This window comes from uncultured Sphingobacterium sp. (assembly GCF_964277905.1).
Classification (GTDB): domain Bacteria; phylum Bacteroidota; class Bacteroidia; order Sphingobacteriales; family Sphingobacteriaceae; genus Sphingobacterium; species Sphingobacterium siyangense.
The window spans coordinates 1-20,259 of record NZ_CAXYKD010000029.1 but is presented as its reverse complement, the minus strand read 5'-3'; the positions used below and the strand labels follow the sequence as shown (position 1 = coordinate 20,259).

The window sequence follows — 20,259 nt, the reverse complement described above, 5'->3', positions numbered from 1 at the left end:
GTAGCTTTTTTTATTTATTATTGAAGTTCAACTAGTGCTTAAAGTGTCTAACACCTGTTGTTACCATGGAGATTCCTTTCTCATTGGCCATATCAATCGACAATTGATCTTTGATTGAACCACCAGGTTGCAATACCGCCGCGATACCGGCTTCTGAAGCAATTTCCACACAATCAGGGAAAGGGAAGAAGGCATCCGATGCCATTGCACAGCCTTTAAGGTCAAAACCGAAAGAAATGGCCTTCTCAATAGCTTGTTTCAATGCATCTACACGTGAAGTTTGCCCTACACCTGAAGCTAACAAAGTGCCATTTTTAGCAAATACAATTGTATTTGACTTGGTGTGTTTTACAATTTTGTTCGCAAAATAAAGATCCTCCAGTTGTTCTGCAGTTGGCTGTACTTGTGTTACTGTAACCATTTGTTCAGGTCCTTCAATCGTATTGTCTTTATCTTGAAGAATGACGCCGTTCAATAAAGTTTTGAACTGTTGTTCTGGCAATGTAACCTCTTTACGAACCAAAATAATTCTGTTTTTCTTTGCGGTAAGTATAGCGATCGCTTCTTCAGAATAAGAAGGTGCAATCAACACCTCGAAGAATAATTTATTGATCTCTTCAGCTGTTGCAGCATCAACTTGACCATTCGTTATTAAGACTCCACCGAAAGCTGAAACAGGATCACATGCTAAAGCATCTAACCAAGCTTGTTTGATTGTTGAACGGGAGGCAACTCCACAAGCATTGGTGTGTTTTAAGATCGCGAATGTAGGTTCTGTGAACTCATCAATCAAAGCAACGGCAGCATCAACGTCAACCAGATTGTTGTAAGATAGCTCTTTACCGTTTAATTTATCAAACATCTTATCTAAATCGCCGAAGAAAACGCCCTTTTGGTGTGGGTTTTCACCATAGCGCAACACCTGCGCTTTTTGCTCAGATTGTTTAAAAACCTGAAGTGGATTTTCTTGATTGAAATAGTTGAAGATTGCTGTATCGTAATGAGAGGATGTATTGAATGCACGTTTAGCAAATTCTTTACGTTGTTCCAATGACGTATTACCTTCTTGGTTTGCTAGTATTTCTTCCAATTCTTTGTAATCATTTTTGGAAGAGATAATAACGACATCGTTAAAGTTTTTAGCGGCAGCCCGGATCAGTGAAATTCCACCGATATCTATTTTCTCGATAATATCTTGTTCCGATGCACCGGAAGCAACAGTTTCTTCAAAAGGGTACAAATCCACAATAACCAAATCGATCTCAGGTATTTCATACTGAGCAAGCTGTTGTTGATCCGACTCAAGCGGGCGGCGTGCCAAAATACCGCCAAATACTTTTGGATGCAATGTTTTTACACGGCCTCCTAAAATAGAAGGGTAGCTGGTGAGGTCTTCAACTGGAACAACATCTATACCTAAATCTTTGATAAATGTTTCTGTTCCACCAGTGGAATAGAAGGTAACACCGTATTTGTTTAATAATTCAACTAAAGGAGCAAGGCCGTCTTTATAATAGACTGAAACCAATGCATTTTTAATCTTTACAGGATGGTTCATTATGATGGATTTGTTTCGTGGCGCAAAGATAGGTATTTAAAATCTTGATATCAATAAATCAAGTACTTTAAATAGAAAGGAGAATCTGTTTACGAGATTCTCCTTTCTACATTGTTTTAATTTTATACCAAATTGAGCTTTAATTTTAGCTCTTCAGAAATTTGGTTGGTGATATCCCAGATTGGTTCTGGTTCATCGGTATTGTTAAATATCACCTGATCGCACGTATCCTGATAGGGAAGTAGGTACTCGTTGTAGGATGGTAGTACATGGTTTATCCATTTGTACATGACATCATCTTCAAAGTAGCCCCGTTCAACTAGATCGCGGTGTAGACGTCTTCTTAATGCGATATCCTGATCAGCGCTTAAAAATATCTTATGATTGATTAAATTATTAATTTCCGTATAATAGAAAATGAATAGGCCCTCAATAATTAAAATGGGTGCCGGTTTAATCTCTAGTATTTTGGGTGTTAATGAAGGGTTGTTAAATGTATACTCTTCTTTATATATTGTCTCACCGTTAAAGAGTGCCTTGATATCTTTATAAAAAGCATCTCTGTCGATTGATGTCGGAATATCGAAGTTATAGAGCCTATTTTCCTCCTGGGTTTTAGTATTGGCAGGGATGTAATAATCATCTTGGGAAATTAAGGTTACCTCATTAGGCTTAAAATGTTTTAAAAAACTATTTAAAAAAAAAGTCTTTCCAGAGCCACTACTTCCGGCAATTCCTATGACATACGGTTTGTTATTCATTCTTACTATGCTATAAAAGCTATTTTATTCTGTTAATTTTCTAGAGGTAATCCATACGCAATTTCGACCTGGAAGCGTTTGTCAAGTGCGCCTATGCTTGCGGCGGCAGACTTTGACAACACGACAATTGCATTTTGGTTTTCGGCATTATCATTAAATTTACCGACCACTTTAGCGTAAGTAACACTTTTGGTCATTGGGTTGGTAATTTTTAGAATAGTACCTACTGGAGCGCTCTTATGAAGAGCAAGGTTGCTTGTACCCTGGGATGAAAGTCCATCAATCCACACACCGATACCACGTTCGGACTTTTCACGAATTCCGTAGCGGTTTGTTGAAATTTGATTTTCTTCTTTATCGTCATTGTCTGTAGAATCAGGTGTTACAATTTCGATTCCTTTAGGTTCAACTAATTTTGGCCGTTCAGGAGGTAGGGGCTGGTTGGGGATCATAAGCTTCATTCCACCGCCAATAACGTTATTTTTTAAATTGTTCGCTTTTTTGATATCTTCAACAGAAATACTGAATCTTTTAGATATGGCATAAAGTGTCTCTTTCTCTCCAACGATATATTCCGTAAAACCTTCTTGCTGTTGCGGATTACGCGGGTTTTGCACTGCCGTATTTCCACGGTCGTTGCTTACTGTTGATTTCGCTTTTCGACCTGTTGGAATCTTAACAATTTGCCCCAGGCTTAATGTTCCATTACCATTTATTTGGGTCAATTGGCCCACCGTTGTTTTATACTTTTTACTTAACTGGTAATAATTGTCTCCTTTTTCAATTTTGAACAACACATATTCTTCCCCATTGATTGCTTCAGTTCCTACTGAATCAGGGATAAAATCAGTACGTAAAGAAGTTGAATTCTTTGCTTCAACTTGTTGAATAGCTAATATCGCGATGGATAGAATAGCTATCTTTTTATATGTTTTTAATTCGAATAAAACTTTCATATATTTTGCAATTATACTAAATACGAAACAAACTCCCGTTTATTATCTGTCAAAAGGAATATTTGTTCGTGAATAAGAAAATAAATGTTGAAGAGCTTTAGTTCCAGCTCGGAAACTGCAATAATAGACTCTGTCAATTTTTCTCTTGTGGATTGCACTAGCCTGATTTGATAACGATTGTTTCTGTCTTTTTCATAGAAAGCCCAAATAAAGTAGTCATTCACCGTATTTATCCAGATTTCACCATCAATTGGGAAGTCCTTCAAAAAAAGGGGAATTTCACCATTGTAGATAATAGGATAGACGAGCTCGCTGGCATAAGGTTTAAAGGGAATTTCATTTTTGCTTTCAATCGACATCGATTGGAGGTTCAAAAATAATTGGAAGCCTTCTGCTATTACTTTTGGTCTAATAAGTACACCTTGATCAACCATACCGATGAATATGTAGTTGAACCAGGTTTCTTGTAGCTGTGGGTTGTAGCAATCGATTACCTGTATGCCTGCGTCGATAGGTGAATTATTGGCAATCTTCTTAAGTATTAATTTTTTGCATTGAATTCCAGCTAGGACCCACTCTTTGGCTATTGCCTTGAAGTCTTGTAATACGTAAGTTCCTTCAAAAGTGACTACATTAAAATAGGGTAGGGTATCGTCTGGGTTTCTGGTCTCCACAGCGATCAATTTATTCTCCGCATCGATTTCTATCCGCCAAATGGGGTATGTAAAAATGAAATTGAATGCTTTTGAAATTGTGTGATTAGCCATGTAATTTTCAATCCAAGGGGACAAACTTAGATAAAGTTACCTTTATATACAAGTATAATCACGCATAAACTAATTTTATCGTGTTTTATGTTTGTTTTCTGCTATTTTTTCTCAAAAAAAAGTCCAGACATCGCTGGACTTTTTTGAGAAAAATATAGTTTAAAATTTTGAACCAATTGTTAGTACAACATTAGTCCGTTGATTTTTTATGTCTGCTACTGGACTAGCATTATTCCAGTAGTTCTCATTAATCAAATATGGGCTTTCTTTGTAGTTGACTGCATTATACGCACCAGTCAGATCAACATACATGCCACGGCCAAGTTTAGCACCAATACCTAAAGATGCTGTATAATTCGTATAGTCTGCATTTTTATAGGGATTACCACTGTAGTTGAAACCAGCTCTTCCGCTGAATACATTGTCAAACATTACTTCACCACCAATTCGGGCATTAAATGCACCTTGGTAAGTATCTTTGATGTTTTGGTTCATGTTCTTTTCTAACGTTTTACTGTAGTTTCCTACATCTTTAAAACGCATAGCTGCATAATCTACCCATTCGACATCAGCGGTTATTAGTCCTCTTGAAAATAATTGGCTCGCCCCAAGAGACAATTTATAGGGGGTATTCATATTATATTCCAAGTAACTGTGTCCTGCGTCATCACTGGTTCTATACTCTTTAAATGATTTGTCTTCATTTGGTCTGAAGTAACGGAACTCAGAATTACTATATGATTCATCCCGGATGCTCATAAATGTAGGTGACTTAGCGGTGAATCCCATGCTAAACGTTGGCGTAAATTTATAGATTACCCCAAGTTTAAAGTCGACACCGGTACCATCAGTGGCTTGCGCATAATCATCATATAATTCATAATCTTTATCCAACATGGCATACTTTTGGGCATTGGTTGGTTTTAAAAATTCTGAATCTTTGTTGATGGCTTTTAATTGGTCGACCGTCATTGTTTGACCATATTCTGTAAACCAGCTGGAATTGTCGTAGCTAAATGCGGTGAAACCTAAAGAGGCTCCTAAATACAATTTGTTACTATAATTGGCTCCAAATGACAATACAGATTCGGATTTACTACCTTTTTCTAGGATGGAATTTACTTGATTAAAGCCATTTTTTCCATCAAAAGTTCCGCCGACAGTAATCGGGATATAGGCGCCTGCATTTTTGGGGTCTACGTCGAATAATAAAGAGTTGTTATAGACTTCCTGGCCCCAACCTTGTGTTCCTCCGACGTCCGAAAGACGGTCTGAATAAGCATCTGATATCGAACTTGTATTATTTACTCCTCGATACTCTAGCAGGTTGTTATAGACATAATTGCGGTTGTAAGCAATACCAACATTAAAATTCAACCAGCCCCTATCCAGGTTACCTCCATTGCGGTAAGTTGGGAGGTGAAAAACGATTCCAGCATTATCTAAGTTGAAATTATTCTTGCTGCTGTTTGAGTTTTGACCAAAATAGTCGGTTTTGTTTTTATTGTTAAGGTACCTACCAGTTACTGATACATCAGACTGATTGAAGTAACCCAAACCTGCAGGGTTACTCGTAATTGAACTTATATCTCCACCTAAGGCAGTTGAAGCATTTCCCATGGCTTTAAAACGAGCTGTTCCGCCATTGTCCCCTTGGGAGAATAAAAGTACATCTTTCGTATATTGCGCTTGAGTAGTCCCTGCTGCACCTAAAACGAATGCAGTTCCAAAAAGTAATTTTTTGATTGTCATATGCTAAAATATCGTCAATAATAATCAGTAGCACACAAGATGCTGTATGCTACTGTTTAAATGCTTTTAACTATCGAGTACGTCCTCCACTTGATCTTGAGCTACCGCCTCCGGAGAAGCCTCCTCCCGAAGATCTAGAACTACCACCTCCAGAAAAACCACCACTAGAGCGTGATGATGAACCACTATCATAGCTTCTTGTTGGCGGAGTATACGAAGGTCTTGACGTTGAGCTTGGGTTGCTGGAACGTGTTTCCATCGAACGGCTCATTGGACGAGATACCTCACCTGAACTGTTTCGTGACCTGGAATCATTATTATAATATCCGCTAGAGGTGCTCCGTGTGTTGTTTGGATAGGAACCATTGACTCTATCTGACGTTCTTGAACGCATACCGTCTGAGTAAGCTCTATTCGACACACCGTCCGAAGTTCTTGTTCTTCCTCCAGTTCTATCGTATGAAGAGCTCCGTGACGATACTGTGCCATCAGAATTTCTTGATCTGCTAGCAACGGATGTAATCCTTCCTCTAGAATCACGTGCTACGCCGGTACGGTCATATCCTCCAGAATTTCGAGCAACGCTGTTGCGGTCATATCCACCTGAAGTTCGGGTTCTTGAGGATGAACTGCGCGTGTTATAGTTGTCTCTGTATACAGATCTACTTGATGCATACCGTGGTCTTGAGTTACCCCAGGAACCACCGCCCCAGTAACCGTTTCCGTACCAACCAGATCCCCAGTAGCCGCCGCCATACCAGCCACCCCAAGGTCTGTAACCGCCATACCAAGGAGATCCCCAGCCCCAGCTAGATCCCCAACCCCATCCGAGGCCGATAGACCAAGATGAACCCCATCCAGAGTTCCATCCCCATCCCATTCCGAACGATGGGCCGTATCCGTACCAACCGCCGAAACCATAACCATACCATGGATCAAAAAATGGGTCGAAATACGTCATGCCCGGACTAGCGTAATAGAAACGGTTGATACGATTGGCATATTCAAGATCTTCATAGGAATCATTGTTGTAATCCTGATCAGAATATTCGTCATCATAGTAACCGCCTTGCGCTTGCCCGTTTGGTTGGGCCTGATCTGCATCTGTGTAATAGTAATCTGGGCTTTGATAAACCTTTTGTCTAGCTTGCCCATTATTGCCATAGACATCGTCGCCATAGATTTGCCTACTTGTACCGCAGGAACCAAGCATGAACGCTCCTGTTATGGCAAGTGCTCCGATAAATAATCTATTTTTTTTCATAATATCCTAAATCCTTATTTTCGATTATACAGCCTTATTTACTATCTTAGACGCAAATTTCTCAAGGGGGTTTAATCGAAGTAATCAAAAATACAAATATTTTTTATTGAACGCTTTTCGTATTAGAATTACAGACGAGATTTAACGTAATAATGTTACAATAATTTATCAATTTCATATGAGTAAAGGAATAAGAAGTCGTGCTGAAGATTATTCACAATGGTATAACGAGCTTGTGATTAAAGCTGATCTAGCTGAAAATTCAGCTGTACGAGGCTGTATGGTGATTAAACCCTACGGATACGCTATCTGGGAAAGGATGCAAGCGATCTTAGATAAAAGATTTAAAGAAACAGGTCATAGCAACGCTTATTTCCCTTTATTCATTCCCAAATCGTTTTTTTCTAAAGAGGCGGCGCATGTGGAAGGCTTTGCTACCGAATGTGCTGTAGTAACTCATTATCGATTAAAAAACGATGGTACAGGTAAGATCGTCGTGGATGAAGACGCGAAATTGGAGGAAGAGTTGATCGTGCGTCCGACTTCCGAAACGATTATTTGGAACACTTATCGTGGATGGATTGAATCTTATCGTGATCTTCCAATTTTGGTCAATCAATGGGCGAACGTTGTACGATGGGAAATGCGTACACGTCTTTTCTTGCGTACTGCCGAGTTTTTATGGCAGGAGGGCCATACAGCCCATGCAACAAGAGAAGAGGCTATTGAAGAAACAGAACGTATGCTTGATGTGTATGCTGAATTTGCTGAAAAGATACTGGCTGTGCCTGTTGTACGTGGTAGAAAAACAGAAAACGAGCGTTTTGCGGGTGCCTTGGATACGTATTGTATTGAAGCATTGATGCAGGATGGAAAGGCATTACAAGCAGGAACTTCTCATTTTCTTGGCCAAAACTTTGCAAAGGCGTTTGACGTGAAATTTACTTCTAAAGAAGGTAAATTGGAACATGTTTGGGCTACTTCCTGGGGTGTTTCTACACGTCTGATGGGCGCATTGATTATGGCTCACTCAGATGATCAAGGATTGGTATTGCCGCCAAAATTAGCACCAATTCAAGTTGTCATCGTTCCGATTTTTAAGACTGAAGAAGAAAAAGCTCAAATCGATGCATTTGTGAATCAGTTGACCAATGAATTGCGTGTGAACGATATATCGGTAAAATACGACGATCGGGATACACAACGTCCAGGTTTTAAATTTGCAGAATGGGAGTTAAAGGGTGTTCCTGTACGTGTAGCTGTTGGAGCGAGAGATATGCAAAATGGTACGGTAGAATTGGCGCGTCGTGATACTCAAACGAAAGAAACGGTTGCTCAGGAAGGCTTGGCTGGTACCATTGTACAATTGCTGGATACAATACAAGAAAATATATATCAAAAAGCGTTAAATTTCAGGACATCTCATTTTACTGAAGTGAATTCTTATGATGAGTTTAAAGAAGTACTGGAAGGTAAGGGTGGTTTTATCTCTTGTCATTGGGATGGAACAACAGAAACGGAAAAACGTGTAAAAGAAGAAACTAAGGCAACAATTCGTTGTATTCCTTTGGATGCGAAGGAAGAGGAAGGTATCTGTATCTTTACAGGGAAACCTTCAAGTCGACGTGTACTGTTTGCAAAAGCTTATTAATAAATAGTGTTGTCATAATATGAGGATACTCATTTTGGGATGCGGTTGGCTCGCAGAATCTTTTGCGATACATATGAAGCATCAAGGCCATGAGGTTTGGGCTAGTACAACAACATCTGAAAAATACCATCGGCTTAAAGCCGATGGTATTTTTTCGTTTATTTTAGACTTTGATTATGAAAATTTTCCAGCACAGGTAGATTTACCTGCTCAATTTGACTTCGTATTAAACAGTATACCGGCAAGTCAGAAAAATAGTGTAGCGATCCTTGAAAACAGATTTACGAATATCAAATCATTTTATGCGCATACGACATGGAGGAAACAAGTCTTCCTGAGCTCTATTGGAATTTATCCGGACAAAGATGGCGTATTTGATGAATCCTATGCAGATACAACCAAACTTTCATCAAAACTCTTGCTTGCTGAAGCAAGTATGTTGGAATTGGCTGATACTATAATTTATCGATTAGGAGGTTTGTTTGGTAAAAATCGTGTTTTTGCCAAATATTTTTCCGAACGTATTTGTACGACGGGCGAACAACCCGCTAATTTTGTTCATATCGATGATGTGATCAGACTGTTAGAGGCAGCATCTTGCAATGCGCTTAAGCATACTGTATACAATGTTGTTGCTCCCTTACATCCTAAGAAAAAGGATGTTATTCTAGCTTCGGCAAAAAAACATGGTTATGCTTTGCCGCTTGCGTTCGAAGCCGGGGATGTGACGCAAAAAATAGTTAGCGGAAGATTACTTCTAGAGGAACTGGATTATCAATTTGTCCTGCCTGATCCTTTGCAATTTTAATTCATTTTTCTTTTTAAAATAAAAATGAATTTATGATTGTCAGCGTGAAAAAATTAAATAATTTCATTATTTTAACATCAATTCTACTGAGGGAAATTTAAGTAGAAAGTCATATTTGTTGAAATTTATTGATATCGATGGATTTTTTCAAGATATCGACATATTCCTTTAAACAAACCGATAATAGATTTAGTATTTTAACAGCTTATTATAAATAGAGCCATGACAAATGTAGAAAGACATCAATATATCTTAAAACAATTAAAGGAGGTCGGCGTAGTTCAGGTAATTGATCTATGTGAGGAATTGGGCGTTTCCTCTGTAACCATTCGGAAAGATTTGACCTTGTTGGAAGATAGTGGATTGTTGTTTAGAACGCATGGCGGGGCAACACAATATAATCCTTATACGACTGACCGTACAGTATTTGAAAAAGAGAAGCTTCGTTCGGACGATAAAAGCCGGATCGGAAAAAAAGCGGCTGAAATGATTGAGGAAAATGATTCAATCATTATCGCTTCAGGAACGACCATGCAGTCGCTGGCAAAGCAGATCATTCCTAAAGGAAATATCACTGTAGTAACTTCGGCATTGAATGTTGCGATGGAATTGATCAAATATCCTTCGGTTGAAATCATGCAGATGGGCGGAACGCTTCGCAAGACTTCAACATCCGTAACTGGAAAGTATGCAGAGAATTTATTGCAGGATTTTTACTGCAGTAAATTATTTTTGGGTGTGGACGGTATTGACCTAGAATATGGTGTATCAACCTCAAGTGCGCAGGAGGCACAATTAAATCGCATTATGATCGATACGGCTCAAAAGGTTGTTGTACTAGCAGATTCGTCTAAATTCGGACGGCGAAGCTTCGGGCGGATTTGTGGTTTTGATAAAATTGATATATTAATTACCGATGATAAAGTAAATACAAGCTTTGTGGAATCGTTAGAAAAAGCGGGGGTAAATGTTATTGTTGTTTAACACGGCTTAACTAAAAATCAAAGCGTAGCTGCTTATTTTTATCATAAAAAATGTCCCCAAAAGAGTGTTTAACTATTTGGGGACATTTTCTTTATGGATAGTTTTTTTAGCTCAACGCCGGCTCTTGCTGGCTTAAACAGTGGAAACTTCCCAGCCCCCAAATAATGTCGACGGAATTTATTCCTATGACTTTACGTGTAGGGAAACAGCCTTGGATGATATCCAGTGCTCTTTGGTCATTTTTATCGTTGAAGATCGGTACTACAACAACATCGTTTGCAATGTAGAAATTAGCATAAGAAGCAGGTAATCTTGTTTCGTCATAGATGACCGGTGCTGGCATTGGGAGCTCAATGATATGCAGAGGCTCTCCATTTAAGAGTCTAAATGAGCGAAGTGTTGCTAGATTTTCTTGAAGTATCTCATAGTTCTCGTCTGTTGGATCTTCCTCTACAACCGTTAAAACGGTGTTTTCGTTGATGAAACGTGTGATATCATCAATGTGTCCATCTGTATCGTCTCCAACGATACCGTCTCCAAGCCATAAAACCTGTTCCTGACCGTAAAATTCTTTCAAATAGGTTTCTATTTGTTCTTTTGTCAGGTGTGGATTTCGGTTTTTATTCAATAGACAAGCGGTTGTTGTCATGATTGTTCCTGCGCCATTAAACTCAACTGAACCGCCCTCCATGACGATGTCAGGGGTAAATAAAGGAAGGTTAAATTCTTTGGCAATACGCGTCGGAACGACGTCATCCAGGTCGAAAGGAGGGTATTTTCCACCCCAGGCATTATAGCCCCAGTCGACAACTGCTTTTTGATTTGTAGCCTGGTTAATAATAAAAGCGGGACCGTGGTCTCTACACCAAGCATCGTTAGTCGGATTAAAATAGAATTCGATATTGCTAAAATCTGTTGTTACTTCTTTAAGCGCGGTAATAGCAAAATTTTGCATTTCCTCGTTAGCGACGTTAATCCTTACTTTTTGCCCTGCTGCTACGACTTTAATAAATTCGCAATAGGGTTTGTATATTGTTTCGATCTTCCCGGGCCAGGATTCCTCTTTATGTGGCCAGCTCAACCATAAGGCTTCTTGTTTTGCCCATTCTGCGGGAAATGAGAAGCCCTGTTGTTTTGGGGAATTGTCAAAATAGTCCGGTGTGAATGTATTTTTTTGTTCCATACTTATTTTAATGGGATTAAAAAAAGCCATTTCAGTTCGTTTCAGCACAGTTGTGTGCGTTCGAAACTGAAATGGCTAGAATATCCAATATTAGTCTTCGTCAATAAAACGTTTGGTGATCGGTGCGTATGTTTCGATTCTTCGGTCTCTCAAAAATGGCCAATGTTTTCTGAAATAGTCCGATTCATTTAAGTCCAATTCGACGACTTCAATTTCTTCTTTGTCATGTGAGGCAAGGTAAAGTAATTTGCCCTGTCCGTTCGTAACGAAGCTTCCACCCCAGAATTTCATCGCACCATTTTGTTCAAATCCTACACGGTTAACGGATACAACAGGGACACCATTTGCAACGGCATGGGAGCGTTGTATTGTTTGCCACGCATTGTATTGATCTTTGTTGGTTTCTTCATCTTGATCTGTTGCCCATCCAATAGCTGTAGGGTAGAATAAGATTTCGGCACCCATCAATGCGGTAATTCGAGATGCTTCAGGGTACCATTGATCCCAGCAAATTAAAATGCCTATTCTTCCAAATTTTGTTTTGAATACCTTGTAGCCTAAATCTCCTGGGGTAAAATAGAATTTTTCATAAAATGCAGGGTCATCTGGAATGTGCATTTTGCGATATTTTCCTAAATAGGAACCATCTGCATCTAATACAGCGGTTGTATTATGATACAGTCCTTCTGCTCTTTTTTCAAATAATGAAGCGATAATTACGACGCCTGCTTCTTTAGCAACAGCCGATAGGGCGTCCGTCGATGGGCCGGGAATGGATTCAGCCAGTGCGAAATTGTCGTAATCTTCCACATCGCAGAAATATAAAGAGGTAAATAGTTCTTGCAGACACACAATTTGCGCACCTTTTGCAGCGGCTTCTTTTACTTTAGCGATAGCTTTTTCGAGATTCTCTTGTTTGCTTGCGGTACAGCTCATCTGTACAACTCCAACTTTTACTTTGCTCATTCTTTAATGCTTATTTTAATACAGCACAAAGATACTATTCTTAATTTGGATTTGGTTCTGTGGGAAAAACAAAAAGAGCTCTTAGAGCTCTTTTCGTAATCTTGCTACAGGAATATTCAATGCTTCCCGATATTTTGCCACCGTTCGCCGCGCAATATTGTAGCCTTTTTCTTTTAGGATCTCAGTTAGTTTCTCGTCAGCCAAGGGTTTCCGTTTATTTTCTTTTGCGATGCACTCCTCCAATATTTTCTTAACCTCTTTATTGGATACTTCTTCACCGGAATCCGTCTGGATAGCTTCAGAGAAAAATGATTTTAAGAGAAATGTTCCGAATTCTGTCTGTACGTATTTTGAATTTGCTACCCGCGACACAGTTGATATATCCATATCGATTTTGTCGGCGATGTCTTTCAATATCATGGGTTTTAACTTACGATCATCACCCGTGAGGAAATAATCATATTGGTATTCCATGATTGCATTCATTGTTTTTAGTAAGGTTTGTTGACGCTGTTTTATTGCATCAATAAACCATTTGGCTGAGTCAAGTTTTTGTTTGACGAATTGCACAGCCTCTTTCATTTTTTTATCCTTTTGATCTGATTTCTCGTAATGTTCAAACATGTGTTGGTAATCACGACTTATGCGGAGCTCAGGCGCATTTCGGCCATTTAAAGTCAAATGCAGTGTTCCATCATTATTGCTGATATGGAAATCCGGGATAATATGAAGCTGTTTGCCCGCGACTGCACCAGAATCTCCTGGTTTAGGATTAAGTTTTAGGATCTCATTGACGACGTTTTTTAAATCCTCTGATGAAACACCTAAAGATTTTTCTAATTTATCATAATGCTTTTTGGTGAATTCTTCCAGGTAATTCGCTACGACTTTAATCGCGAGTTTGATTGTGGGATTTTGTGTGTCTTTTTTTTGTAATTGGATCAATAGGCACTCTTGTAGGTCTCGTGCTCCAATTCCTGCAGGCTCAAAATCTTGAATTACCTTTAGCATATCAAGTACTTCCTGTTCATCGGTCATTACATTTTGGCCAAAAGCGAGATCGTCGACAAGATTGATGATGGGCCGGCGTAAATAGCCGTCATCATCCAGACTGCCAATAATTTGTTGGCCAATTAAAAAGTGCTTGTCATCTAAAGCTAAAAGGTCTAATTGTTGTTGTAACTGCTCATAAAAGGAGTGCTGAATAGCAACGGGCATTTCTTTCCGGTCGTCATCATCGTCTCCATAGTCATAGCCGTTGCCGTAATCTTTGAAATCATCTTCCTGGATGTAATCTTCTAAACTAAAGTCTTCTGAGTCAAATCCATCTTCATTGTCAAAATTATCGTCTGGATCTTTATCGGGATACTCTTCTATAGGATCGGTCATATTAGTCAAGCTACCATCTTCTAACGCAGGGTTTTCTTCTAATTCTTCCTTGATTCTCGCATCTAATGAAACAGTCGGAACCTGCAACAATTTTATAAATTGTATTTGTTGCGGGGACAATTTCTGTAATAGCTTTTGTTGTAATGTTTGTTTTAACATGCTAATAGTTGACTTTTTTACATCTAAATTTAAACAAATATCATTATTATTTTAAAATAAAATCGATAATAAATAAAAAATGGGTATAATATTTGTGGAACGCGGGAGAATTTATAAACAAATTTGAGACTGGGCTTGTTTTCTCCATACCGCGCTGTTCTTATTTAGTCGTCGTTGTAATTTCCAAAATCCATCCTTTCGAATTATGTTGTATTTTACGGTTGTTTGGCGGGTGTTTTTTATTGTTAAAAAATGTAAATAGTTGATTACAGCGATTTATTTAGTTGTATATTTAGCCCCTGAAAATAGATAAAAAGGCATATTGGACGGGCGTAAAACCTTTTGCTGGTCGGATGTGTTGAATATAAGATAAATTTCCATTTATGTTTAAACGTATTAAGAATAGGATTCTTCGTTATCTCCTTATAGCAATATATTTTATCATTATATTGGTGTGTGCTATACAATTGAATTTTTTGTGGCTCTTTGGTTATTCTCCGACAAAAAAGGATATCGTTATGCCCAGTGTGAATATCTCTACCGAATTATACACGGCAGATAGTGTTTTAATTGGGCGTTATTTCGACGAGGACAGAAATCCAATTCCATTTGATAGCATTCCGAAGTCTGTTACTAATGCGTTGATAGCAACTGAGGATGTGCGTTTTTATAGTCATAATGGTGTTGATTTTTTTGGTCTAGGGTCAGGTATTATCTCTACATTAAAAGGGGATAAGCGGGGTGCAAGTACAATTACGCAACAGTTAGCTAAAAATCTTTATCGTACACGTTATAATAAGGCCGGTGGATTGTTGACGCGTCTTCCCGTCGCGGGCTTGGTGGTCACGAAGTTTAAGGAGTGGATGACGGCTTATAAATTGGAGCAACGTTATTCCAAAAATCAGATATTGGAGATGTATTTAAATACGGTATCCTTCAGTAATAATGCCTATGGGATTGAAACTGCTGCAAAGCGCTATTTTTCAAAAGGAGCCAACCAATTGAATCAGACCGAAGCTGCTGTTTTGATTGGGATGTTAAAAGGTACGACTTTATATAATCCTATTCGTAATCCCGAAAATGCTTTTGTGCGAAAAAACACCGTTTTAAGTCAAATGTATAAAGGTGGTTTTTTGAAAAAAGAGGAGTATGATAGTCTGGTTAAGGAGAAGATTGTTTTGAATACAAATAGTCAAGATCTTAATGCGGGTGGCGATTCTTACTTACGTGCTGCTGTAGCTAAATGGTTGGAAAAATGGTCTGAGGATAACAATTATGATATCTATACAGATGGTTTGAAAATTTACACGACGATAAATTCTAAACTTCAAAAGCATGCTGAAGAGGCTGTGGCGAAACAAATGGTTGAATTACAGCAACGTCTAAATAACACCTGGGAGGGGCAGGAGCCTTGGCGTGATTTATCAGGAAAGGTTATTCCCAACTTCTTGGATAATTTGGCCAAGAAAACTCCTTATTATGCTTTTTTGAGTAAGAAATATGCAAATACCCCTGATAGCATCAATTACTTCCTGAATAAAAAGAAGAAGATCGAAGTCTATAACTGGAAGGATGGCAGTAAGATCGAAAAGGATATGTCTACAATGGATTCTTTGAAATATTATGCCATGATGTTAAATGCAGGTATGATGTCTATGGATCCGTATTCGGGTGAAATTAAAGCTTGGGTGGGTGGAATAAACCATCAATATTTTAAGTATGATCACGTGATGCAGGCGAAGCGACAGGCAGGATCCACATTTAAGCCTTTTGTATACTTGGCTGCCTTGGAGTCAGGGATGTCTCCATGTGATAAGATTACCGACAAGCCTGTTACGATCAAGATTGATAAAGGGGATTCCGTGGAGATATGGGAACCTAAAAATGCAGACTGGAATTTTTCCTATCGTGAAATGTCGTTGCGTCATGCAATGGCACGTTCCATCAATTCGGTTACGGTTCAGTTAACTGATATGGTTACGCCTGCGAAAGTTGTTGATGCGGCACATCGTTGTGGTATCACAAGTAAATTAAATCCGGTTGCCTCTGTAGGGTTAGGACCTAATGATGTTTCTGTTTTTGAAATGGTGAATGGGTACTCAACGATGATGAATCACGGTGAGCGTGTCACTCCTTTATTAGTGTCTAAGATCGAAGATCATGATGGTAATGTGATTGCTACTTTTCAGGCGGAGCGTAAACAAGTGGTGGATAAGCAAGATGCCTGGTTGATGACGTATATGTTGCGTGGTGGTATGGAAGAACCTGGAGGTACATCCCAGGGATTATGGGAATGGGATTTATTTGATAAGGAAAATGAAATCGGCGGAAAGACAGGTACGTCTTCCGAATATGTAGATGGTTGGTATATGGGGGTAACGAAAGATTTGGTTACAGGTGTTTGGGTTGGCTGTGACGAACGGAGTATTCACTTTAAAAATTCTCATTCGGGAGAAGGTTCTCGTACAGCATTACCAATATTTGGGGTGTATATGGAATCGGTTTATAAAGATAAGCAGTTGGGGTATACCCAAGGTAAGTTTCCTAGTCCTACTGTTGAGATTACCAAATCTTACAAATGCGAAACTCCGCGTTATAGTGATCCAGAGCCAGATCAGAGTGATTCTACACAGGTAGAAGAGCCTGCTGATGAGGGATTTATCGGACCTGAGGAAGAGGGAGCGGAGCATCCTGTTGAGCGTAATCATACTGAAGGTGCTGATCGTGGAACGAGTAGCGAAGGGTCATCCTCGTTGGAGGAGGTTGGTAGTCAAAACTGATACTACTTAAAGAGGATTCTATCTGAAAAATAAAGATGGCCGCCTAGTTTAACTAAGGTGGCTTTTTTTATGCTAGGCTGCGTGGTTGGAATCTCTCTTGGCGAACGCTTGGTGTTGCTGTGGAAAAAGATTATTCCAGTTAGGGTTGTATTTACGAATGAGCCGTTCGACTTGCATGGTTGTAAAATGTTGCAGTTCGCTTATTCTCTTATTGGCGGTCTCTGAATTCGTGAAAGATTCTGTGTAGATTATTCGATTTAAACTGGGGCCTTGGTTGAAAATAAAACTATTGGATTGCTGTAATTCCATTACTGTACTAAAGATGTTGGAACTGAGGCCGATTTTGAAGTGTTTACGATTGTTGTCAGTTGATATATATACAATAAAATTGTTCATAATGCTAAATTATTTGGACGTTTAAAATATATTTACTAATTTTATTGGCACAATATTACTAATAAAATTAGTTTTTGCAAAATATTTTTTTGAAAAAATAATATGTCAAATATTTCGTCCAATCTGAAGTTCCTTCGAAAAGGGAAAAAAATCACACAGCAACAATTTGCTGATCTTATGGAAATTAAGCGTGCGTCTGTGGGCGCGTACGAGGAAGATCGAGCAGAGCCCAAATATGAGTTATTAAAGAAGATTGCCGAATTCTATGGTTTGACTATGGATGAATTGGCAAACGATGTTATTGATGATAAATGGAAGCCGGTTCCCAAAAGCAATGCCTCAAATTTAAGGGTGCTTAGTGTGACTGTAGATGCGGATGATCGTGAAAATATCGAACTTGTTCCGGTTAAGGCTAGTGCCGGGTATTTAAATGGGTATGGTGATCCGGAATATGTTGCTGAGTTGCCTAAGTTTTCGCTGCCTATGTTTGGTCAAGGGACATTTCGTGCTTTTGAAATAAAGGGAGACTCGATGTTACCTTTGCCATCGGGGTCCATTATTGTAGCGGAGTATGTGGAGAACTGGCATGATATCAAGCCGGGGAGTACCTATGTTATATTGTCTAAGGAAGATGGCGTGGTTTATAAGCGTATCGCTTTTAAATTTAAAGAAGATAAGGGTTTGAAGCTCGTTTCAGACAATAAAACATATGAACCTTATTGGGTGGAGACTGCGGACATTCTTGAAGTATGGAAAGCGAAGGCTTTTATCAGTACACAATTGCCTGAGCCTACGCCAGAGCCAACAATGGAAACGCTGACGAGTATGATGGCGCAAATGCAGAAAACAATTAATGCGGTGGTAGATGGTTCAAAATAGTAGAGAATTGTCTGCGTTTTTTTACGATATAGTTGCACTGTGAAGATAATTTCTATGACCGAGGAGCGATCGATAGCTTGTTTTTATAGGGAATGTAGGGGTGTCGAATATAAAAACAATCTATCTAATTTTGTTTTTTATTTTATAAAATGCTATATTTGCATATCTGAAAGGAAGGGGGCTCGTATTGCCCCCTTTTTTTAATTCAATTAATTTAGCATTTCTAGAAACAGAACAATGCAGCATATAGAAAAGAGAGTTATTGAACTCATCGCGGAAAAAATTGCAGATCGCGAGGATTTGTTTATCGTCAGCGTGAAGATGCGCCCAAATAAAATTCTTGAGATTCTTTTGGACGGAGATAATGGTGTGAATATTGATGATTGCGCACAGGTGAGCCGTCATGTTGGTTTCCACTTGGAGGAGGAAAATGTAATTGATGACGCTTACCGTTTAGAGGTTTCATCTCCAGGTATTGATGCTAATTTTGTTAATATCCGACAGTACCAAAAGAATATTGGTCGTACAGTTCAGGTAAAGTTGAACGATAATACAAAAGTTGAAGGTACATTATTGACCGTAGACGAGATGAAGATCAATGTTCTTCAGAAGATAAAAGAAAAAGGTAAAAAAGCACAAGAGGTAGAAAAAGAACTTCCTTTTGATCAAATAAAAGCAACAAAAGTGGTAATTTCATTTTAATAATAATGAGTAACAGCAACATCAATCTGATAGACTCTTTTCAAGAGTTTAAGGAGTTTAAGAATATCGATAGACCTACTGTTATTACAGTATTGGAAGAGGTTTTTCGTAGTATGATCCGTCGTCGTTTTGGTACGGATGAAAATGTGGATGTTATCGTGAATCCAGATAACGGAGATTTGGAGATTTGGAGGACGCGTGTCGTTGTTGAAGATGAGTTTTCAGAGGATGATGATCTTGAAATCGAATTGGCGGAAGCTAGAAAGCATGATGAAGATTTGGAAGTAGGCGATGATTTTATTGAACAGATCACATTGGAAAGCTTTGGCCGTCGTGCAATTTTAGCTGCACGTCAGACGCTTGTATCTAAGGTTTTGGAATTGGAAAAAGACGAAGTCTTTAAGAAATATAAAGATAGAGAAGGAGAGTTGGTCATTGGTGAGGTTTATCAGATTTGGAAAAAAGAAATCTTGGTATTGGATGAGGACGGTAATGAATTAATTCTTCCTAAATCAGAACAAATTCCAGCTGACTATTTCAAAAAGGGAGATGGCATTCGCGCAGTTGTGCATAAAGTGGATATGATGAATAATAATCCAAAGATTATCATTTCACGTACCGCACCTGCGTTCTTACAACGTTTATTTGAACTTGAGGTTCCTGAAATTTTTGATGGTTTGATTACGATTAAGAAAATCGTTCGTGAACCAGGAGAAAGAGCGAAGGTTGCCGTTGAGTCTTATGATGATCGTATTGATCCTGTAGGAGCTTGTGTTGGTATGAAGGGATCCCGTATTCATGGTATCGTTCGTGAATTGCGTAACGAGAATATTGACGTGATTAATTTTACAACAAATCATTCATTGTATATCGCTCGCGCTTTGAGTCCAGCAAGGATTAGCTCAATCAAAATCGATGAAGAAAATAAGACTGCGGCTGTATATTTAAAATCGGATCAGGTTTCTTTAGCAATTGGTCGTGGAGGACACAATATCAAGTTGGCTGGTAAATTGACTGGTTATGAAATTGATGTTTATCGCGAAAATGACGAGTTTGATGAAGATGTTGATATCGAAGAATTCAGCGATGAGATTGAAAGCTGGGTTATTGATGAATTGAAACGTGTTGGTTTGGATTCTGCAAAATCGGTGTTGTCTCTTAGCGAGGAAGAGCTGGTTAGACGTACCGATTTGGAAGAAGATACTGTTCGTGAGATTGTACGTATTTTACAAGCTGAATTTGAATAAAATTCAGCTCATTAATTTTTTTCTATCTAACATTCGGAATAAATTGTTTATGGATGG

The 20,259-nt window shown here is 38.7% G+C and carries 17 protein-coding genes; 7 read left to right on the top strand and 10 right to left on the bottom strand.

From position 1 onward, the window contains the following. Positions 1–31 precede the first annotated feature (31 nt). The 6 genes from purH to ACHWSC_RS12690 all read right to left on the bottom strand — a co-directional run bounded on the left by purH (position 32) and on the right by ACHWSC_RS12690 (position 7,058). Complete coding sequence (gene purH, locus ACHWSC_RS12715; protein WP_286736057.1) at positions 32–1,558, bottom strand: bifunctional phosphoribosylaminoimidazolecarboxamide formyltransferase/IMP cyclohydrolase; 1,527 nt, start codon at positions 1,556–1,558, stop codon at positions 32–34. Between the two features lie 122 nt (positions 1,559–1,680). Next, positions 1,681–2,319 carry a uridine kinase gene (locus ACHWSC_RS12710; RefSeq protein ID WP_075993390.1) on the bottom strand — a complete coding sequence of 213 codons (639 nt, stop codon included), beginning with the start codon at positions 2,317–2,319 and terminating at the stop codon, positions 1,681–1,683. Between the two features lie 32 nt (positions 2,320–2,351). Further along, positions 2,352–3,275, bottom strand: a complete 924-nt coding sequence (locus tag ACHWSC_RS12705) for a LysM domain-containing protein (protein WP_075993389.1) — start codon at positions 3,273–3,275, stop codon at positions 2,352–2,354. 11 nt (positions 3,276–3,286) lie between these two features. Beyond that, positions 3,287–4,042 carry a hypothetical protein gene (locus ACHWSC_RS12700; protein WP_286736058.1) on the bottom strand — a complete coding sequence of 252 codons (756 nt, stop codon included), beginning with the start codon at positions 4,040–4,042 and terminating at the stop codon, positions 3,287–3,289. Positions 4,043–4,201: 159 nt separating this feature from the next. Continuing rightward, complete coding sequence (locus ACHWSC_RS12695) at positions 4,202–5,794, bottom strand: hypothetical protein (RefSeq protein ID WP_394677004.1); 1,593 nt, start codon at positions 5,792–5,794, stop codon at positions 4,202–4,204. A 70-nt stretch (positions 5,795–5,864) separates the two neighbouring features. Then, the gene (locus tag ACHWSC_RS12690) at positions 5,865–7,058 is read right to left on the bottom strand and encodes a hypothetical protein (protein WP_075993386.1); all 1,194 of its coding nucleotides are present in this window, start codon (positions 7,056–7,058) and stop codon (positions 5,865–5,867) included. A gap of 178 nt (positions 7,059–7,236) precedes the next feature. On the opposite strand from ACHWSC_RS12690, the gene proS reads away from it, so the two are divergent. From proS to agaR, 3 genes are all read left to right on the top strand, one after another. Next, positions 7,237–8,709, top strand: coding sequence for a proline--tRNA ligase (proS, locus tag ACHWSC_RS12685; protein WP_394677003.1), 1,473 nt, complete (start codon positions 7,237–7,239; stop codon positions 8,707–8,709). 19 nt (positions 8,710–8,728) lie between these two features. After that, a complete protein-coding gene (locus tag ACHWSC_RS12680) occupies positions 8,729–9,517 on the top strand; it encodes a GDP-L-fucose synthase (protein WP_394677002.1) in 789 nt (262 codons plus the stop codon). 222 nt (positions 9,518–9,739) lie between these two features. Continuing rightward, a complete protein-coding gene (gene agaR / locus ACHWSC_RS12675; protein ID WP_075993383.1) occupies positions 9,740–10,501 on the top strand; it encodes a transcriptional repressor AgaR in 762 nt (253 codons plus the stop codon). A 106-nt stretch (positions 10,502–10,607) separates the two neighbouring features. Here agaR and ACHWSC_RS12670 read toward each other — a convergent pair whose 3' ends face one another. The 3 genes from ACHWSC_RS12670 to rpoN form a co-directional block, all read right to left on the bottom strand. After that, the gene (locus ACHWSC_RS12670) at positions 10,608–11,684 is read right to left on the bottom strand and encodes an agmatine/peptidylarginine deiminase (protein WP_394677001.1); all 1,077 of its coding nucleotides are present in this window, start codon (positions 11,682–11,684) and stop codon (positions 10,608–10,610) included. Between the two features lie 90 nt (positions 11,685–11,774). Next, on the bottom strand, positions 11,775–12,650 hold the full coding sequence (locus ACHWSC_RS12665; protein ID WP_075993381.1) for a carbon-nitrogen hydrolase: 876 nt from the start codon (positions 12,648–12,650) through the stop codon (positions 11,775–11,777). An 81-nt stretch (positions 12,651–12,731) separates the two neighbouring features. Continuing rightward, the gene (rpoN, locus tag ACHWSC_RS12660) at positions 12,732–14,198 is read right to left on the bottom strand and encodes an RNA polymerase factor sigma-54 (RefSeq protein WP_112376123.1); all 1,467 of its coding nucleotides are present in this window, start codon (positions 14,196–14,198) and stop codon (positions 12,732–12,734) included. A gap of 383 nt (positions 14,199–14,581) precedes the next feature. On the opposite strand from rpoN, the gene ACHWSC_RS12655 reads away from it, so the two are divergent. Then, complete coding sequence (locus ACHWSC_RS12655; protein WP_394677000.1) at positions 14,582–16,978, top strand: penicillin-binding protein 1A; 2,397 nt, start codon at positions 14,582–14,584, stop codon at positions 16,976–16,978. Positions 16,979–17,050: 72 nt separating this feature from the next. Here ACHWSC_RS12655 and ACHWSC_RS12650 read toward each other — a convergent pair whose 3' ends face one another. Further along, positions 17,051–17,374, bottom strand: a complete 324-nt coding sequence (locus ACHWSC_RS12650; RefSeq protein WP_075993378.1) for a hypothetical protein — start codon at positions 17,372–17,374, stop codon at positions 17,051–17,053. A 102-nt stretch (positions 17,375–17,476) separates the two neighbouring features. Between ACHWSC_RS12650 and ACHWSC_RS12645 the strand changes: the two genes are divergently transcribed. The 3 genes from ACHWSC_RS12645 (at position 17,477) to nusA (ending at position 20,202) form a co-directional block, all read left to right on the top strand. After that, positions 17,477–18,253 carry a LexA family transcriptional regulator gene (locus ACHWSC_RS12645; protein ID WP_075993377.1) on the top strand — a complete coding sequence of 259 codons (777 nt, stop codon included), beginning with the start codon at positions 17,477–17,479 and terminating at the stop codon, positions 18,251–18,253. A gap of 237 nt (positions 18,254–18,490) precedes the next feature. Continuing rightward, entirely contained in the window at positions 18,491–18,955 is a 465-nt protein-coding gene (gene rimP, locus ACHWSC_RS12640; protein WP_075993376.1) for a ribosome assembly cofactor RimP, read from the top strand. 5 nt (positions 18,956–18,960) lie between these two features. After that, complete coding sequence (gene nusA / locus ACHWSC_RS12635; protein WP_070567754.1) at positions 18,961–20,202, top strand: transcription termination factor NusA; 1,242 nt, start codon at positions 18,961–18,963, stop codon at positions 20,200–20,202. Positions 20,203–20,259: the final 57 nt, after the last annotated feature.